General features: G+C 42.0%; 18 protein-coding genes. 12 read left to right on the forward strand and 6 right to left on the reverse strand.

The annotated features are described in order from the left end of the window. Positions 1-39 precede the first annotated feature (39 nt). Entirely contained in the window at positions 40-477 is a 438-nt protein-coding gene (locus EZV76_RS03865) for a hypothetical protein (protein WP_136565252.1), read from the forward strand. A 55-nt stretch (positions 478-532) separates the two neighbouring features. Here EZV76_RS03865 and EZV76_RS03870 read toward each other — a convergent pair whose 3' ends face one another. Both EZV76_RS03870 and EZV76_RS03875 read right to left on the reverse strand, forming a co-directional pair. Next, entirely contained in the window at positions 533-934 is a 402-nt protein-coding gene (locus tag EZV76_RS03870; protein WP_136565253.1) for a JAB domain-containing protein, read from the reverse strand. An 11-nt stretch (positions 935-945) separates the two neighbouring features. Beyond that, positions 946-1,989, reverse strand: a complete 1,044-nt coding sequence (locus EZV76_RS03875) for an endonuclease/exonuclease/phosphatase family protein (protein WP_136565254.1) — start codon at positions 1,987-1,989, stop codon at positions 946-948. 102 nt (positions 1,990-2,091) lie between these two features. Between EZV76_RS03875 and EZV76_RS03880 the strand changes: the two genes are divergently transcribed. From EZV76_RS03880 to EZV76_RS03905, 6 genes are all read left to right on the forward strand, one after another. After that, complete coding sequence (locus EZV76_RS03880; protein ID WP_136565255.1) at positions 2,092-4,833, forward strand: TonB-dependent receptor; 2,742 nt, start codon at positions 2,092-2,094, stop codon at positions 4,831-4,833. Positions 4,834-4,843: 10 nt separating this feature from the next. Next, on the forward strand, positions 4,844-6,205 hold the full coding sequence (locus EZV76_RS03885) for a DUF5689 domain-containing protein (protein WP_136565256.1): 1,362 nt from the start codon (positions 4,844-4,846) through the stop codon (positions 6,203-6,205). Positions 6,206-6,364: 159 nt separating this feature from the next. Then, positions 6,365-8,026 (forward strand): hypothetical protein, encoded by a 1,662-nt coding sequence (locus EZV76_RS03890; protein WP_136565257.1) that lies wholly within the window; start codon positions 6,365-6,367, stop codon positions 8,024-8,026. 10 nt (positions 8,027-8,036) lie between these two features. Next, positions 8,037-8,474: a hypothetical protein gene (locus tag EZV76_RS03895; RefSeq protein WP_136565258.1), complete on the forward strand. Its 438-nt coding sequence runs from the start codon at positions 8,037-8,039 to the stop codon at positions 8,472-8,474. Between the two features lie 53 nt (positions 8,475-8,527). Next, positions 8,528-9,040, forward strand: a complete 513-nt coding sequence (locus EZV76_RS03900; protein WP_136565259.1) for a hypothetical protein — start codon at positions 8,528-8,530, stop codon at positions 9,038-9,040. Between the two features lie 20 nt (positions 9,041-9,060). After that, on the forward strand, positions 9,061-9,549 hold the full coding sequence (locus EZV76_RS03905) for a hypothetical protein (RefSeq protein WP_136565260.1): 489 nt from the start codon (positions 9,061-9,063) through the stop codon (positions 9,547-9,549). A gap of 62 nt (positions 9,550-9,611) precedes the next feature. Here the strand turns inward: EZV76_RS03905 and EZV76_RS03910 are convergent, their stop codons facing one another. Together EZV76_RS03910 and EZV76_RS03915 are read right to left on the reverse strand one after the other, a co-directional pair. After that, positions 9,612-10,142 (reverse strand): lipid-binding SYLF domain-containing protein, encoded by a 531-nt coding sequence (locus tag EZV76_RS03910; protein ID WP_136565261.1) that lies wholly within the window; start codon positions 10,140-10,142, stop codon positions 9,612-9,614. A gap of 100 nt (positions 10,143-10,242) precedes the next feature. Further along, on the reverse strand, positions 10,243-10,848 hold the full coding sequence (locus EZV76_RS03915) for a DinB family protein (RefSeq protein ID WP_136565262.1): 606 nt from the start codon (positions 10,846-10,848) through the stop codon (positions 10,243-10,245). A gap of 282 nt (positions 10,849-11,130) precedes the next feature. On the opposite strand from EZV76_RS03915, the gene katG reads away from it, so the two are divergent. From katG to EZV76_RS03935, 4 genes are all read left to right on the forward strand, one after another. Then, complete coding sequence (gene katG / locus EZV76_RS03920; RefSeq protein ID WP_439107445.1) at positions 11,131-13,350, forward strand: catalase/peroxidase HPI; 2,220 nt, start codon at positions 11,131-11,133, stop codon at positions 13,348-13,350. Positions 13,351-13,439: 89 nt separating this feature from the next. Continuing rightward, the gene (locus EZV76_RS03925) at positions 13,440-13,922 is read left to right on the forward strand and encodes an ankyrin repeat domain-containing protein (RefSeq protein WP_136565263.1); all 483 of its coding nucleotides are present in this window, start codon (positions 13,440-13,442) and stop codon (positions 13,920-13,922) included. Between the two features lies 1 nt (position 13,923). Continuing rightward, the gene (locus EZV76_RS03930) at positions 13,924-14,547 is read left to right on the forward strand and encodes an NUDIX hydrolase (RefSeq protein ID WP_136565264.1); all 624 of its coding nucleotides are present in this window, start codon (positions 13,924-13,926) and stop codon (positions 14,545-14,547) included. A gap of 11 nt (positions 14,548-14,558) precedes the next feature. Beyond that, a complete protein-coding gene (locus tag EZV76_RS03935; RefSeq protein WP_136565265.1) occupies positions 14,559-15,332 on the forward strand; it encodes a nitrilase family protein in 774 nt (257 codons plus the stop codon). On the opposite strand, the gene EZV76_RS03940 is transcribed toward EZV76_RS03935, so the two are convergent. Together EZV76_RS03940 and EZV76_RS03945 are read right to left on the reverse strand one after the other, a co-directional pair. Beyond that, positions 15,319-16,950 carry an Ig-like domain-containing protein gene (locus EZV76_RS03940; RefSeq protein ID WP_313790945.1) on the reverse strand — a complete coding sequence of 544 codons (1,632 nt, stop codon included), beginning with the start codon at positions 16,948-16,950 and terminating at the stop codon, positions 15,319-15,321. The genes EZV76_RS03935 and EZV76_RS03940 overlap by 14 nt on opposite strands. A gap of 58 nt (positions 16,951-17,008) precedes the next feature. Then, complete coding sequence (locus tag EZV76_RS03945) at positions 17,009-17,584, reverse strand: ComF family protein (protein WP_236640851.1); 576 nt, start codon at positions 17,582-17,584, stop codon at positions 17,009-17,011. 162 nt (positions 17,585-17,746) lie between these two features. On the opposite strand from EZV76_RS03945, the gene EZV76_RS03950 reads away from it, so the two are divergent. Then, complete coding sequence (locus tag EZV76_RS03950) at positions 17,747-18,643, forward strand: DUF8428 domain-containing protein (protein WP_136565268.1); 897 nt, start codon at positions 17,747-17,749, stop codon at positions 18,641-18,643. Positions 18,644-18,649: the final 6 nt, after the last annotated feature.

The raw sequence follows: 18,649 nt of genomic DNA on the forward strand, positions 1-18,649 counted from the left end.
TATATAAATTCCGTATTTTTAAGCTCACAAACTATACCTATGGAAATCATCAAAAACCTACATTCTTATTTGGCCTACGTGGTTTTGGCCGTTTTGGTAATCGCTGTAATCAACGCCATAGCCGGCTGGTTGGGCAAAAAAGACTTTACCATGCACAAGGATCTCCGTATAAGCCTTTTTGCCTTGATTTTGAGCCATATTCAGTTGTTGGTGGGGCTTGTACTGTATTTTATTTCGGGCAATGGCCTAAAGGCCATCCAGACCTTGGGAATGGGAGGACTAAACTCAGCTGCACGCCTCTTGGCTGTGGAGCACCCCTTTACCAACATTATAGCCATAGTTCTGATTACTATGGGTTGGTCCCGTCACAAAAAGTTCATGGAAAGCGAAAAGAAGTTCAAGAGCATTGCCATTTTTTATGGCATTGGACTTTTGCTCATCTTAAGCCGCATTCCTTGGGGGCAGTGGTTTAACTAGTTCATTCCCGTGTAGGCGGGAATCTCACTCTTTCTCTAAATAAGAATACTTTTTCTCAAATGGTCACGTAGTTCAACTCCGTGATGATAATGTGGTCCAGCACCTCAATTTCCAAGAGGGCTGCGGCAAGTTTCATTTTTTCGGTGAATTCAAGGTCTGCTTCGCTGGGCTCCAATTTTCCGGAAGGGTGGTTGTGGCAAAGTATGATTTTTGTGCATTTTTTGGACACGGGTAAGCTTAGGACCTCCACGGGTTTTATAATATTTCGGTTACTCGTGCCAATGGTCACCAGTTCAATATATTCAATATCATTACCTGTGTTCAGACCTATGGTCCAGAAATATTCTTTTTTTCGATGAAGCCTGTTCTGCCGCCACAATATCTTTTGCATGATTCGGGCAATATCGGCCGTGCCTGAAATATGTTCTTCCCTGTTTTCGGATACATCTAGATTCATGAGACTTTGATTTACTGGGGATTAGACTGTTTTATCAGAAAAATATAGGACGGAAAATGATCACTGTAACCACCGGTATAGCTCCCCCCGGAATAGGTCCGTATAGGATAGCCTTTGTATTTACCCTTTTGGGTTCGTAAAAAAGAAGGGGAATAAATACCGGCCTTCCAAAAAGTCAATTCCGTTTTATCAGCATTGATAAGGTTTGAGGTCATAAAGAACTGGTCAAAAAGGTTCCATTTGTCCCTATAGGCCAGCGAGCCAATGCCTTTCCGATACAATTTTTCCATCGGGTTGAATAGGTCTAAGCTGTCCAACTGTTGGGGTTTTCCCTTGGTCTTCAAGATTTTTGTCAAGCTTTTATCAGTTGGGTCATCGTTTAAATCCCCCATGGAAATGACCTTAGCCATCCAATTGATGGTTCTGATTGAATCTATGATGCGTTTGTTCAGCAAAGCTGCCCTGACCCTTTTCGGACTACTGGCTGCGGTTCCACCTCTTCGCGAAGGCCAATGGTTAACAATAAAATAGACCTCTTCCTGATCCATTGTGCCGCCAACCACCAGTTGGTCCCGGGTGTAAACCCGTTCTCCCATATCATCAAATAGCAAAAGCCTGTGGCTTTTAAAGGATGTTGGCAGAAAAGACTCCTTTTTAAAGAGTAAGGCAACATCAATCCCGCGGCCATCTGGCGAGTCAAAATGTACAATACCATAATCTTTCTCCAAAAGGTTGGGGTGTTGGACAAGGTCTTCGACTACTTTCCTGTTCTCTACTTCGCACAGACCAATGACGTCGGGTGAGGTTTTTGATGTTTCCTCCCCAATCTTGGATAGCACTTTGGAAATTTGGGACACCTTTACATTGTACCGCTCTTCGGTCCAGTGATAACTTCCTTCGGGGGTACGGTCATCATCAAATGTGAGCGAATCATTGACGGTATCAAAAAGATTTTCAACATTATAGAATGCAATGGTTCTTATGGTGTATGTGCTGGACTTTTGTCCGTGGAGTGAGGTCGATATTAATACAAGTAGGCATATTAATAATCGCATTATGTTTTGATTTTGCCGTTAAAATAGGTAAAATTGTGTAATTGCCTTACAAAGCTGAACGAAGCATAGCCCAAATTTTGTTTAATTAACCTACCAATAGCTATGAGAACAGCTTTGCTCTTGGCTGTGTTCTGTTGTACAAATGTTCATTTTGGGCAACAGGGAACAGTCATTTTGGGTAGCGTGCAAGAAATGGGAAGAAATTTACCCGTGCCCAATGCTACCATTACCATTGAAAATACGTCACGTAATTTTTTTACCGATGCCAACGGAAATTTCGATGTTCAAGTTCACCAAGTCGGCGAATACGTTTTAAAGATTTCGGCACCTGATTTTGTTCCAAAAAGGTTTTCCCTATACTTTGAAGGCAAACCCATAGACCTTGGACCTGTTTTTTTGGAGAAGGACATTTTTCAGGAAAGATCGGACAATTTAATTACTCTCACTGAAGGAGACCTTTTGGATGACGGGGAAGCCGTATCCGGGGCTCTGGGCCTGTTGCAATCTACCAAGGATGTTTTTTTAAACCGGGCCGCTTTTGATTTTGGACAGGCTTTTTTTAAGGTGCGGGGCTACGATTCCCGTAATGGTACGGTCTTGATCAATGGCATTCCCATGAACAAATTCTTTGACGGTAGGCCTCAATGGAACAATTGGGGTGGACTCAATGATGTAGTACGGAATCAAGAGTATGATCATGCGCTAGACATAAATTCCTATGGTTTTGGGGGCATTTTGGGGAATACCCAAATCAATGTCCGTCCTTCGGGGATGCGGCCCGGTATTCGCTTGTCCAGTTCCGCATCCAATAGAACTTATAGGGGAAGGCTAATGGCAACCTACAATTCCGGACCCTCCCAAAAAGGATGGGCCTATTCATTTTCAGCTTCGCGCAGGTGGGCCAAAGAAGGATATGTAGAGGGAACATTGTACGATGCCTATTCCTTTTTTGGAGCATTGGAATACCTGCCCAATTCAAAAAGCAGCCTGTCCCTGACCGCAATTTTGGCCCGTAACCGAAGAGGACGTTCCGCGGCACTTACCGAAGAGGTATTTGAACTAAAAGGAAACCAATACAACCCCTATTGGGGAAATCAGGATGGAGAACTACGAAATTCCCGGGGACGTGAAATTTTTGAACCTATTTTCTTGTTGAATTACAAACTCCAAAGAGAAAAATTTAGTTGGAACGTGGGCGTAGCCCATCAATTTGGAACTAATACCAGAAGCCGTTTAGGGTACTTTAATGCACCCAATCCAGATCCTACCTACTACAGGTATTTGCCCAGCTATTTTATCAACAGTTCCATTGGTGCCGATTTTATAAATGCCAATTTGGCCCGCGAAGGTTTTCTGAAGCACCCACAACTTTCATGGGAGCAGCTGTACACAGCAAATACAAATGCGAATAATCAAGGCAGGGCGGCTTATGTGCTTTATAACGACGTTGCCGATGACACCCAGACAACCATGGCAACCAATATGGAATACAACATCAGTGAAAACATAAACCTGGGTTTTGGAGGGAACTTTAAAACACTTTCCTCAGAGAACTATGCTGAAATTCAAGATTTGTTGGGGGCGGAATTTCATGAAGACATGGATTCCTTCTCCAATACCTTGAATGATGCCAATGGAAAACTGGAGAAGACAACAGGCGATAAATTCAATTACAACTACACCTTGGATACATCACAATTTGAAGCCTTTGGCCAGCTTTCCACCACACTGAAAAAGTGGAGCGGTTTTGTCTCTGCATCCATTTCAGGATATAAAGCCCAGCGAAATGGTTTGTTTGTCAATGAACGTTTTTTGGAAAACTCAATCGGGGAAAGTCCAAAAGTCAGCTTCTCCAATATGTCATTTAAGGGTGGGCTCACCTATTTTCTTTCGGGACGCCATTGGTTTACGGCCAATGCGGCAAAGGTGGAACGGTCGCCAACACTTCAGAACATTTTTATAAACCCAAGGGAGAACAATGAAGTCGTTCCCGAGATTCAAAAAGAGACCATCACCACGACAGATGTAAGCTATTTTGTACGGTTACCCAACTTGACTGGGCGTTTGACAGCCTTTTATACAAGGTTCATGAATACTACGGACATTAACTTCTTTTTTGTGGACTCGGGGCTTGGTTCGGATTTTGTTCAAGAAGTCATTACGGGCTTGGATAGATTGCACAAAGGGCTGGAACTGGGCTTGGAATATGAGGCCTCCTCCAGTGTAAAGCTGACTTTGGTTGGGAATCTGGGGGATTATGTGTATGCCAGTGACCCTTCGGTGCAAATCAATTTTGATACCGCAGGCGCCGATGAGGACCTTATCGACCCGGAAGGGGACATAGATTTGGGTATTGCCAAGGTAAAGGGTCTAAAACTGGCCCAAGGTCCACAAACGGCCCTTGCCTTGGGCGTGGAGTACCGCAATCCCAACTATTGGTGGTTTGGGGCAACGGCCAACTACCTTACCCATAACTATATCAACATCTCTACCATTTCCCGTACCTCCAGTTTTTTGTTGGACCCAGAAACCGGGGAACGTTTTCCAGATGCCACCGATGAAAATGTGGCCAAAATTTTAAGGCAAAAAAAATTGGAAGACATCTATTTGCTCAACCTCATTGGTGGAAAATCTTGGCTGGTCAACAAAAAATACATCAGTTTGTTTGCCAGTGTCAGTAATCTTTTTGATGGTGTTTTCAGAACCGGGGGATACGAACAAAGCCGAAATGGCAATTTTGGCCAATTGCAGCAAGATAATCTAAGCGGCGCCCCATCCTTTGGACCCAAATATTGGTACAGCTACGGGAGAACTTATTTTTTAAATCTTGCCATAAGCTTTTAAATCAAAAAACATGAAAAATTCAAACAAGATAAGTGGGCTATTGCTATTGATTATGGTTGTGGCCTGCGTAAAGAACACAGAATTTAACCAACTAAAAACAGTATGTAATTCAGAGCTCAAGGCAAATATCAACTTTTCCGAACTTGAAGGGTTATTGGGAGATGGAGCTGTGCAAATCCAAGAAGATTTGGTGTTGGAGGGGTATGTGATCTCATCGGATAAATCAGGAAACTTTTTTGGGGTCCTACGTATACAAGATGCTCCGGTAAATCCCGTTCACGGGCTTGTCATTGAGATGGATTTTAGGGAATCCCATTTATTTTTTCATAAAGGAACAAAAGTCATGGTAAAGTTGAAGGGGCTCTACTTGGGAAAAAGTGGGGAGACCTTAAAATTGGGGGGCACGTTTACCTCTTTCGGAAATGTTTCTGTAGGGAGATTGCCCGGTTTGAAAGTGATGGAGCATGTTTTTCTTTCATGTGATGGTTTGACCGAGATACAGCCTACAAAAATTATCATCTCCGAGATTGAAAATGCTACCGTGAACACCTTGGTCCAATTGGAAGAGGTTGAATTTTTGGAAGAAGAATTGGGACAGTCTTTTGCGCTTCCGGAAGAAGAGACCATACGGACTTTGAAGGATTGTGCTGAAAATGAACTTACATTGCTCAATAGTGGGTATGCCGATTTTCAGGCAGAAATCTTGCCCGAAGGCAAAGGTTCCATTACAGGCATTCTTGTGAAAGATGGAAAACAGTTGCAGTTGGTCATCCGGGATTTGGAGGATATTAATTTTACCCAAGAGCGTTGTCCAGAGATTATCACGGAATTCACATCAACCCAAATCTTTATTTCAGAATTGGCAGACCCGGACAACAACGCTGGAGCACGCTTTGTGGAACTCTATAATTCCGCATCGGAACCCTTGGATTTAAATCTGTGGACCCTACGTCGCTATACCAACGACAATACCGAAGTAAGTTCAACTATAGATTTGTCTGGGCTGGTCATTGGTGCAGGAGGTACTTTGGTCATATCGCCAAACGCCGCGGAGTTTGAGTTGGTGTATGTATTTACTCCCGACCTAGGGGTTTCCACCAATAGTCCGGCAGATTCCAACGGTGATGACAATTTGGAGTTGGTAGACCCCTTTGGAACGGTCATAGATGTTTTTGGCGTAATTGGTGAGGACGGTTCGGGTACTAATCATGAGTTTGAGGATGGTAGGGCTTTGCGTAACCTGGACATTTTGGAAGGGAATCCCAGTTACACCTTTGGTGAGTGGACCATTTTTAATGATACCGGAAATTCAGGAACCACCGATTTACCCCAAAACGCCCCAGAGGATTTTACACCTGGGACAAGGGATTGACTTACAATCATACACAGAATTTTCTACACATCAATTGAGAAGGGGTATCAACCAATCCAAATGGGTCACCCATCAATTGGGACACGATGTGCACATCCTATTATAGTACCTTATCCAAGATAGAGCCGCATGCCCCAATACCATTTAAATCTTCTTATTATGGACCAAAGAAAAATGTATTGGGCTATTGTTAAAATGGCCATTTTATTGCTTGTATTGGCTTCCTGTGAAAAGGAAGTTGTACAGACCAATGACCCCCAACCCATTGCCAAGGAGCAACCGGACACGCTTAGGATGATTAAGCTGGGCAAAAAACTGGAAAACCCCTATTCCGTAAAGAATATGAGGAAGGCTTGGCAAATCTTGGAAGAAAAATCCAAGGTTTCAAAAGAAGGAGAAATCGAGACGACACATTGGTATGTAAAGTTCAAACCTAAAACGGAAGAGGAGCTTTCAATACTTAAGGCAGATTCTACTTTGACACTCTATAATACCCCATTGGATTTTGAAATTGATGAATCTGGGGATTTTTATCATGACCCTGAAGTATCCATTGATCAACCTACATATCAATACGCTTCTGTTCGTTTTGGCTATTCCCTTCCAAAAGATATTGAATATGAACTTTTGGAAGAACTTTTTATACCTGATGAAGAGGTTGATTTAGAAGGTGGAATGAAGACAAATTTTGCTTCTAAACAGGTAATCTATCAACTTGTTGATGAATCGCTGCGATTGACAGGTAATTTGGATGATGAGGAAATTGAGAACCCATTGGCTTCAAAAAGCAGGTGGAGGCCTTCGGGAACCATAAGGGTATATGATCATGTGGTAAATGATTATGTAGGGGTTTCCGGGGTAAAGGTTCGGGCACGTAGATGGTTTACCACCTACAGAGGATTTACAAATAGAAAAGGAAAGTATACCTGTAATGGAAGGTTTAGAAGAAAAGCCAATTACAGTATCAAATGGGATAGATATGAGTTCAGTATACGGTCAGGGACTTATGGACAAGCTATGCTAAATGGACCAAAGAAGCGAGGTGATTGGAACGTAAATTTGGGAAGGTCATCAAGCAAGGTGGTAAATGATAGACAGCAGTACTATGCTTTGATCCATCAAGGTGCCATGGACTACTACTATGGGAGCAGGTTTGGCCTAACTTCCCCACCCCGCAACAGCTTTTTTAAAAGACAATTGAAGATTGCTGCCCAACTGAAGAATAATAGATCATCTTATGTTAAGGCCCGAAGGATTTGGTTTGGAAATGATATTTCCTTAATGGAATGGGGCTCTGGTTCAGACAAGGTTTATGGGACCGTTGTCCACGAGCTCGCCCATGCAGCGCATAGGGAAGTGGATAAAAATGCATATAACACTGTGGTTTGGAACGCTTGGTCAGGGCCCTGTACTTCTTTCAACGGTTGCTCAAATCCTGGGCCAACGGGCAAGAACCGGCGCCGACTGTTGGAGACATGGGCCTCGACTGTAGAGATTGCCTTCGTACTATATAGATATAGAAGCTATTTCAATAGACCAAACTATAATTATGATAGCGAAATAAACCTGCAATTTCAAAGGACCTTGGACAAACCTTATTATACCTCAGCTGGCTATGACATGATTGATAATGTCAACCAGAGAAGTATTTATGGTTCACTTTATCCTATTGACAGAGTTCAAGGATATTCCATAAAACAACTGGAAAGAGCCTTAGTGGGGGCCAAGTCCTGGAACCAATGGCGGGACAATATTAAGAACAGATACAACAATGCGACTGAAAAATACTTGGATGAACTTTTTAACAATTGGAAGGATTAAATCTAAAAAGATGAAAAATATAAGTTTACTATTGGCCCTTTTGCTTTATGCATGTGGCGAAAATTTTGGCGAGGTGGATGTCTATCACTATTCCATGGAAAACAAAAGTGGCAGATCTATGGTGATCAAAAGCTACAGATCTGATTTTCCAGAAGTAACACCCGAAATCACTAGTCTGGCTATCGATGAGAAACTGGAAAAAATGTTCAAGGACGGATTGCCACCTAGTGGGTATGATTTCAAGGTTTTTCTGGCCGGGAGTAGCTTGTATGACTCACTGATAATCATTTACGCGAATGAGAGAATGACCATCTTCAAAGCGGAATGCAACCAAAACCAAAGGAACCCTATTGATTATTGTATTCATTCGGATGATTTTGATGAGGATTTTGTATTCACCGAAGAGGATTACAACATTGCCACGGAGTGTGATGGCCCATGTGACTAATGTATGCTTGGTACAGCCATTTTAGAGGCTGTTTTTTTAATTGTTTAATAGTGATGAAAAGATTGATATCGCATTTTCCAATTATTCTGATTGGCCTTAGTTTGCTGGGTTGTGACCCTCAGGAATCATTCTATGTAGATTTCTATCAGAGAGTTTTCGAAAACACATCTAATGTTGAAGTGAGTATTGTATATCACAGCATTGGGTCAACAAACGAAAAGTCGGATACACTTATACTAAAAGCTGATACGAAAAGGGTTGCCAACTTTTCATCATCTGTTTCTTCAGATGGAGTAAGGGAAAGTAATTTGAAGCTGATCGTTGAGAGAAATGTAGACGTTTTTTATGATAACCTAAATGATTATGGAAAATTTGAATTGTTTGTTGGAAACGAAATGAAAAAAGAATGGTTGGGTCCTCCAGATTATTTGGGGATTGGCATTAATAACCCCTATAATTATGACTCTTGGAGCATTGTTAAATATGATCAACCTATAAGGGATGGTGATTATATTAAACATGGAGAAATCATATTTTCTATTTCAAATGATGATGTTGGGTTATAGATCTTTTAACTAATTAACGAATGAAAAGATTTATACCGCATTTTCCAATTATTCTGATTGGCCTTAGTTTATTAATTTGTTTTGGGTGCGTTTTGACAGAAATAGACCCACCTGAAAAACACTATTTGGAAAAATATCTAAACTCTTCTAATGAGACAATTACGATTAAAATGTTAGATGTTTCTGAAATGATAGTTGTGAAAAGCTTTTTATTGCCATCTGGTGATGAAAGAAGCGGATTATACCAAGATCTATATTTTAATGGAGGAGATAACCCAGTTAAAAATTACATTGATGATTTATCCAGAAGTAATATAAAAAGGATTGAAATATATCTTGGAGATATAATGGTTAAAGAATGGATATTAGAGCCATCAGGGAATTATGGTATGGGAGAAAATAATCCTTTTAATTATGATTCATGGGTGTTTGAAAAGATTGAGCCAACAGGGAATAATATAGTTGGTAAAATTATTTTCACAATTACTAATGACGACATTGGGAATTAATCCGTAATAATATATTAAAAGTCAGCCCCTTTAAGGGGCTTTGAGTTTTATGGCAAAAGCACTTAAAATGGCTTATAGCCAAATTTTTGTCCACCTACCGAGGCATCGGCCATAAGACCAGCTTTGGGGAGGGCAAATACGGCCACGCCATCTTTGTATTTGGCGTTGAAGGCAATTCCCGATTTTAGGGCCACCGCTGAGGTTTCTGCCGCAAATTGAAATTTCCCTTCCTTAAAACGGTCCAAATCTGTGTCCGTCTCAAAAAAGATAACCTCAATTATGGCCTGTCCACCTGCTTGTAGACCTATGTTTAACTTTTTAAGGTCAGCCATTCCGATAGGATTGCCATTTTCATAGACCACTCCATTACCGGAAGCCCCACCAATGATAAAGCCCCCTTTTCCCACATTGGGAAATATCACATAACCCGCCGAATTGTCAAAAAAGCCGTCAAGATTTGGGGCAGCTTCCAAAAGGGCGGTTTTTGCCTTCTTGGCATCGGCCATGATTTTCTGGTCCTTATTATTCTGTGCAAGTAAACTGGTGCCAATCATTAAAAAAGCGACCAGTACAATAGATTTTAAAGTCTTCATAGTGTTCATTTTGTAGTGTTTCCTCAAAGTTAAAAAACAAACCCTCTCCATTTTGGAAAGGGTTTGCCAATTAGTGTTAAGGAAAACCTATTGTTTTTCCCTATTTTGGAAACTTGGTGTGTGCCATAACTTCCTCCATTTGCAATACGTGGCGTTCGGTGTGGCCAGCGGCAAAGATGATCAATTGTACCCCATCCACAGGGCCAAACGGAAGATCCTCGCTATACCGGTTTCTAAGATCGTCCTCGGTGGTTTTTACATATTCAATATGGGCGTTCCTTTTTTCCAAAAAGGCCTGTAGGGTATTTTCAAAAGACTCAAACTGTCCACTAGGTTCAAAGGCTTCCGATGTTTTTACCTTATTGCTCCGATCACTGATATTGGCCATTATGTCCTCATCCTTAAATACCAGCGAATCCTTAAGGACTGGATTTGGGCCAGCTCCAACTGTTTTTTGGATCAATCCCCCAAAGCCATTTTCAGTAACGGCCAAGTGTTCAACACATTCGGCAATGGACCAGGAGTTTTCATCAGGTTTAAAATTTAGTTGGGAATTGGTTAGACCTTCCAAAACCTGGGTCATGTGGTTACGGGTCTCGGTAAGATGCTTCAACATCCACTCACGATCTTGCTCATTGAGCTTTGTGGTATCAGCACTAAAACTAAAAAGTATCAATGCTGCAAAAGGTAAAATCAACTTTTTCATAATCTATAGGGTTAAAGGTGTTGTCATGATGTTTTTATGGTATGTGGCTATGGAGCACAAAAGCTGCCATAGTATAAAGATAAGGTATGATAACACCCCTTAAAGGGGGTGAATATGCCAAATCAAGGGGTTATTTCTGTAAAAAGAAGCGGCAAGATCAGAATGGCTATAAATAGATAATGTTTATGTTTTAATAGTATTTTAATATCAATTATCTATATCGATGGAGGTCATTTTCGTAAATTTATAAAGGATAAAAAATAACTTAAACAACATACTATCATGAGTAAAGAAATGGCAAACGGGGCAGATTCAAGTCAGTGCCCTTTTTTGAGTGAAGTTGCCGGTGGAGGTACACAAAATGAAGATTGGTGGCCCAATCGACTTAAGTTGGAACTGTTGAGCCAGCATTCGGAAAAATCAAATCCGCTTGGAGAAGTTTTTAACTATGCCGAAGAATTCAAAAAACTGGATTATTCAGCACTGAAGAAGGATCTTTTGGATGTAATGACCGATTCACAGGATTGGTGGCCTGCCGATTTTGGCAGTTATGCCGGATTGTTCATCCGGATGGCTTGGCACAGCGCAGGAACTTATCGTGTACAAGATGGCCGTGGAGGTGGTGGAAGAGGGCAACAACGTTTTGCACCTCTAAATTCTTGGCCAGATAATGTGAGTTTGGATAAGGCTCGTCGCTTGTTGTGGCCCATCAAACAAAAATATGGTCAGAAGATATCTTGGGCAGATCTTATGATTTTGGCCGGAAACGTTGCCTTGGAATCAACGGGCTTCCGCACCTTTGGTTTTGCAGGTGGTCGTGAAGATGTTTGGGAACCAGACCAAGATGTATATTGGGGTAACGAAACCGAATGGTTGGCTACGAGTGATACGCCCAATAGCCGATACTCACATAATAAAGAAGAGCGAGATCTTGAGAATCCGTTGGCAGCAGTGCAAATGGGATTGATCTACGTAAACCCGGAAGGTCCGGATGGTAACCCTGACCCAGTAGCCGCAGCGCATGATATCCGAGATACCTTTGAGCGTATGGCGATGAACGATGAGGAAACTGTTGCATTGATTGCAGGAGGACACACCATTGGTAAAACACACGGTAATGGCGATGGCGCAAAAGTTGAAATGGATGCAGATCCAGAAGCAGCAGATTTGGCAACGCAAGGCTTTGGCTGGGAGAATAAAAATGGTTCAGGAAAAGGCCCGGATGCCTTTACTTCTGGATTGGAAGTAATTTGGACCTCTACCCCTGTACAATGGAGCAATGACTTCTTTAAGTTCTTGTTTGAATATGAATGGGAATTGACCAAATCTCCAGCGGGAGCACACCAATGGGTAGCTTCAAATGCAGAGGCCATTATTCCAGACCCTTTTGGCGGGCCTAACAGAAAGCCAACCATGTTGACAACCGATCTATCCTTGCGTTTTGATCCCGTTTACGAAAAAATATCCCGTAAATTCTACAACGATCCACAGGCCTTCGCCGAAGCGTATGCCCGAGCTTGGTTCAAATTGACACACCGTGATATGGGACCTGTTTCCAGATATCTAGGTCCAGAAGTGCCGAAAGAAGAGTTGATTTGGCAAGACCCCATTCCAGCAGTGGATTATACCTTGGTGGATGCTTCTGACATAAAAGCTTTGAAAGTTAAAGTATTGGATTCCGGGGTTTCCGTTTCTGATTTGGTGTATACAGCATGGTCATCTGCCGCTACTTTCCGTGGTGGGGATAAGCGTGGTGGTGCCAACGGTGCCCGTATCAACTTGGAGCCCATGAAAAGCTGGGAAGTAAATAAAGGCACCTATAAAACCATAAAAGTACTGGAAGGCATCAAAGATGATTTCAACAGTAATGCTGGTGGTGGGAAGAAAATTTCCTTGGCCGATATGATTGTATTGGCCGGTAGTGCCGCCGTCGAAAAAGCAGCTAAAGATGCCGGTGTTGCCACTGAGGTACCCTTTGCCCCGGGGCGAAATGATGCCCGTCAAGACCAAACTGAAGTTGATTCTGTGGACTATTTGAACACGCCTTATGATGGATTCAGAAACTATGTGGTAAAAGGAGTAAAAGTTCCTGCAGAACATTTGCTGGTGGATAAGGCCCAATTACTTACGCTCACTACACCTGAAATGACTGCCCTTGTAGGCGGTTTGCGTGTGTTGGGCGCCAACTTTGATGGCTCAAGGCATGGGGTGCTTACCGATAATATAGGTGTGTTGAGCAACGACTTCTTTGTAAACTTACTCGATATGTCCACCGAATGGAAGGCAGCCAATGAAGAGAAATCACTATATGAAGGTCTTGACCGGAAGACCGGCGATTTTAAATGGAGCGGCACTCGCGTAGACTTGGTGTTTGGCTCCAATTCCATCTTGCGAGCATTGGCTGAAGTCTATGCTTCTGAAGATGGGAAAGTCAAATTTGTAAAAGATTTTGTGGCAGCATGGACCAAAGTGATGAATTTAGATCGCTTTGACCTGGCGTAACAAAAATTAGTAAGAAAAAGAAGATTAATTTTCAAAGCTGCCATGACCTATCACGGTTGTGGCAGTTTTTTTATAAATTTCATTCACGTATGGATCAAGTGGAATCTTTTTTTAACCAGATTAGAAGTGGAAATACTGAAGCCGTTGCGCAACTTCTTATGTCCAGCCCCAAATTATTGGAAATAAAAGACCAAAGAGGCTCTACCCCATTATTGCTCGCCACCTATTATGGTCATGGGGATTTGGCAAAGTTTTTATTGGAAAAAGGCGCTCAGGTAGATGCCAAAGACGGTTCGGGCAATACAGCCTTGATGGGAGTATGTTTCAAAGGATATGTGGATATCGCCAAACAATTGATCAATGCTGGGGCCAATGTCAACCAAAAAAATGCCATGGGAGCCACCTGCCTTATTTATGCCGTTACCTTCAACAGGCAAGAGATAGCAGAGCTACTTGTGGAGCACGGCGCTGATATTACTGTGAAAGATGCCAGGGGAAATACGGCCTTGGATCATGCCAAAGAGCAAGGGATTCAATCTTTGGTTGAGCTATTTCAAAAACAAAGGGATTAAAATGAATATCAAAGAGCAGCTCAATCTGGTTAAGCGGATAAAGGCAATTTCGGAAACGGGATTGATATATGCCCAAGATCCCTATGATCAAGAGAGGTATGAAGAATTAAAGGCCATAAGCCTACAATTGATGGGTCAGTTGGGAAATGTGCCCATGAAAGCCTTGGAGGATTTTTTTATGCCCCAAGAAGATTACCCGACCCCCAAAGTGGATGTGCGCGCTTTTGTGCTAAATGAAAAGGATGAAATTTTGATGGCTAGGGAGAGTATTGATGGGAAATGGACCATTCCCGGAGGTTGGGCGGATATTGGAAGTACACCATCAGAAACGGCAATAAAGGAAGTAAAAGAGGAAACCGGGATTGAGGTTGAGGCAATAAGTCTACTGGCCGTTTATGACAAGCGGGAACACCCACACCCGCCGGCTCCCCTTTATGTGTACAAATTGATTTTTCTGTGCCAAATGACAGGAGGAGAACTCCAAGCGGGGTTTGACATGCTGGACGCTGGCTTTTTTCCTTTGGATAATCTTCCAGAACTTTCAGAAGAACGGATTTTGGAAGAGCAGATACACGCAATGTTTAAAAATGCAAAGTCCGCGGAATCCAAAGTGTATTTTGATTAAAAACAGACCTAATGCCACAACATCTTAACATTGCATTGATCCAATCCCATTTGTATTGGGAGGCACCACAAGAGAACCGAACTATGTTCGAGGAAAAAATAGATTCCATTTCCAATGAGGTGGATGTAATTGTGCTGCCTGAGATGTTTACTTCTGGATTTACCATGAATCCAGAGCATTTGGATGCTTCGGAAGGCATCAAAACAGTGGAGTGGATGCAAGGTCAGGCAAAAAAGAAGGATGCGGCAATAGTGGGCAGTATGGTATTTCAAGAAGACGACAAGTTTTTCAATCGGTTGTGGTTTGTCCAACCTGATGGAGGTCTTTCAACCTATGATAAAAGACACACTTTTACCCTTGCGGGAGAGGATAAAGTTTATGAGAAAGGCGAAAAAAAAATAATTGAATATTTCAGAGGATTTAGTTTTTATCCGTTAATATGCTATGATCTACGCTTCCCTGTTTGGTCTAGGAATGCCGAAAATTATGATGTTTTGATGTATGTGGCCAATTGGCCGAAACCTCGAATTGAAGCATGGAACACCCTGCTAAAAGCCAGAGCCATAGAGAACATGGCCTACACTATTGGGGTGAACAGGATTGGACATGATAATCTCGGGCACGAATACCCAGGACATTCTGCGGTTTATGATACGTTGGGAAACCCTATTGCATATTCAGAAAAAGAGGAAATCATTTATACTACTTTGGATAAAGCGCATATACAATCCACAAGGGAAAAGCTTAAATTTTTAGCGGACAGGGATGACTTTACTCTGAAATAATAAAATTCTGCTCCAATTCCCAATTGGCCCTAACCTCAATCACATCGGGGTAATAGCTGATACGTTCGGGTTGGAGTTTCTTAAGATAACTGCCGGTGTCCCATTTCCCGTTCCCATTGTCATCAAAAATAACACGAACCACATAATTGCCAGGCTCTAGGTTGCTGAACTCAAATATTTTGGATTCAGGAGCAATAATTTCACGTTGCAGTTCACCCTTCTCATTGGTTAATTGCAGTATCAGCGGGTATTTAACAGCGCCTCCAAGAGTCATCCTAAGGTTGCCATAATCAGCATAGCCACTGGTTGAAATGACATAGTCCAGAGAATCGTTCTGTATTCCAAAGAAATCAGAAACTGCCCCGGGAAGTAGAGAAAAACGGTATCGTTGGTTGGGTTCAATGTCAAAATCAAAATCGATTTTGTTTTCCACAGTATCCAAAACATAACTGTAGGGAGCCAACAGGGAATCGCTTACCACCAGCCCAATTTTTGAGGTATCCACGGCAACAATGGGCGTGTTTGCCAGTAAGCTGAACGTATCTTCAAAATTAAATTTCCCCCTAACACCAGAAGATAGAGTAAGGGAATCCAAGGCCAATTTTCTGGTTTTTACGGTAAAGGTGTCTATCAACTCCAGTTTGGTATTGGCAATGGTAAAAATGATGGAATCTATATCGGTTGGGGTAATCCAATAGTTTAAGGTATCCTTTTCACGATCTTTCAGTATTTTGGTTTGTACTGAATCTGGCAATTGGGTCAACGTTTCGATTTGGATATCCTCCCCATCTCCTTGATAGCCAAAAATAATGCGGTTTTTGGCCACATAACTGGGCACGGAAACGCTATAGTCAGGTTCCTCCAAGAACAAGTTAAGCAAGTAGGTGGAATCTGTTGGGATGGTTATGGTATCTTCCAAAAACCCAATTTTGTCCTGTTTTTGGTTAAATAGATGGTTTTTATTTACATCTTTTAGGGCGACGAGGGCATATTTCCCTGCCCTAAGGTTATTTAGTTGAAAAAGAGGCAGGCTATCCCCGGTACTGGCAATATAATTGGGGGGATTTCTGTAAATGGTGGAATCTGTATAGGTGCTGTCCATTTCATACAACATAACGCTGATGAACTGATCCGCTTTTTTGTTGAAAGCGTCCTTTACGGCCCCAGAGAGTGTTAAAGAATCTATATAGGTCCCGGTAGAGAACACATAGGTAAGAAAACTGTTGGGGTTTCCTTCATTATTATCTACAATGCTCTGCCCAAAATTGAAGGTGTACGTGGTATTTTCACGTAAGGTGTCCTTTATGATGACCTCAATGTATTTACGGGGACCGCCTTGCGGGGTAATTTCTGGGGCGTTTTTTAAAGGAGGGGAAACCACAAGCTGGTTTTGCACATCCTCAAGCTTTATAAGTTCATCAAAATAAAGTCGAAATTTTTCGGCCTTGAAATTAATGGTAAAATTTTCTGGTTCCATGCGTACGAGCTTTGGTGGGGCAACATCTTTGGGTCCGCCTGTAGGTGTGCCCCTTCTGGCACATTGCCATAATGCGAGGCCCATGAGGACAAAAAATAATAAACCCAACAATTTTCTTACGTATACCATGCAAAAAACCATGTGGGACAAAGAAACAACTAATTTAAAAATTGACGGTAGGCATTAATAAAATTTAACCCTAAGGGACCACTGCTATGCTTAGTACGAAAATATCATTGGGCTCTGTTTTTAGTAGTACTTTGGCACATGATTCTATGGTGGCACCTGTGGTTATCACATCATCAACGAGTAATACTTGCCCCAAGCCCAGTTTGGCCAAAGGATTTATTTCAAAAGCCTCTTTGGAGTTTTCCCAACGCAACTGTCTATCTTTCTTCGTCTGGGTTTTTGTGTTTAAGGTTTTAAGAAGTACATCATCCCTATATTCGGCATCAATGGCCTCGGCTATTTTTTGTGCAAAGAGCGCCACTTGGTTATACCCTCTTTTTTTTAGTTTCTTGGGATGGAGAGGAACTGGAATAACAACATCAATATTACCCAGGTTTTTATCCTGCTTTAAATGCGAGCTGCACCAATCACCAAAAAAACCTCCTATTTCCTCTTGATTTTTGTATTTTAAGGAGTGTAAAAGATTTTTTACAATTCCGTTTTTGGAGAAAAAAACGAAGGAAGCTGACTTTTTTATGGCAATTCGACCATAAAAAATACGGTCCACCGTGTTTTCTTCCAAGAAGTTATGATCGGTGAGTGGCATCTCATGTCGACAAACGGCACACAAAATGCTTTCTCCTCTGAATAATTGGGCATTACATCCAAAACATACCCTTGGCAATAGTATGTTGTTAATCTCGTTTATTATCTTAGCCAACCTTTTTGGTATCAAATCTTATTACGCGTTAGAGTAGTCTGTCAACCCATGAACCCCCAAGATAATAATTTCAACTACAAGATCATCTTTGCTGCGCTAGTTGCGGTCATTGTGGGTATTCTTATTGCTTTCTACTATAGTTACGCCCAATCTAGGAACCAAATGTCGTTCTTGGAGCAGGAAAAATCACTTTTGGTGAAGGACCTTACTCTGATGAAGGCCGAAGTGGACAGACTTTCGGGACTTAACGAAGTGAACGATATTGAACTTCAAACTTCAAGGTTCAGGGTGCAGCAACTCTTGGATTCTGTGGGAAGGTTGAATTTCAGCATTACCAAACTCAAGGAAACCCGAAAAGAGCTTCGCAAATTGGAAGTCAGGTTTGACAGCCTTAAACTAAAAAACAACTTTCTTAGGTATAACAACAGCCTTTTGGCCAGTAGATACGAAGAAACCCGAAAGCAGTTGGAAGATTTAAGGGGAAGGGCCAGCTCCATGGAGCAGACTGAATCGCTTCTCAGGGAAACCAACAGGGAGCTTACCAGGGAATTGCGTATTAAAAGCTATTTAAAATTGCAGGATGCCGAGGGTAGTGGGTTCCGATTGCGAGCCGGAAGACCCATAAAGACCAACAAGGCCTCCACTATTGAAAAATTAAGGGGATGTGTTACCATTTTGAGCGACCCCAACGAACGTGGCGATGTAAAAGTGGTATACCTACAGTTTTTGGATCCCAACATGGCCGTGATAGAAGACAATGCCAATACCATATCGGTCAGTGGTAACATCTACAGCAAAAAAGTGGAGATTGTTTATACGGGCAAGGAAATCAGTATTTGTGATGCCATTACCGTACCCGAAGGCTCCTTGGCCGAAGGAATTTACACCCTTAATGTTTTTGAGGACGAAAGATTGCTCGCTTCCACAGAATTTCAGTTGAAATAACACACT

This window comes from Flagellimonas alvinocaridis (genome assembly GCF_004916895.1).
GTDB lineage: Bacteria > Bacteroidota > Bacteroidia > Flavobacteriales > Flavobacteriaceae > Flagellimonas > Flagellimonas alvinocaridis.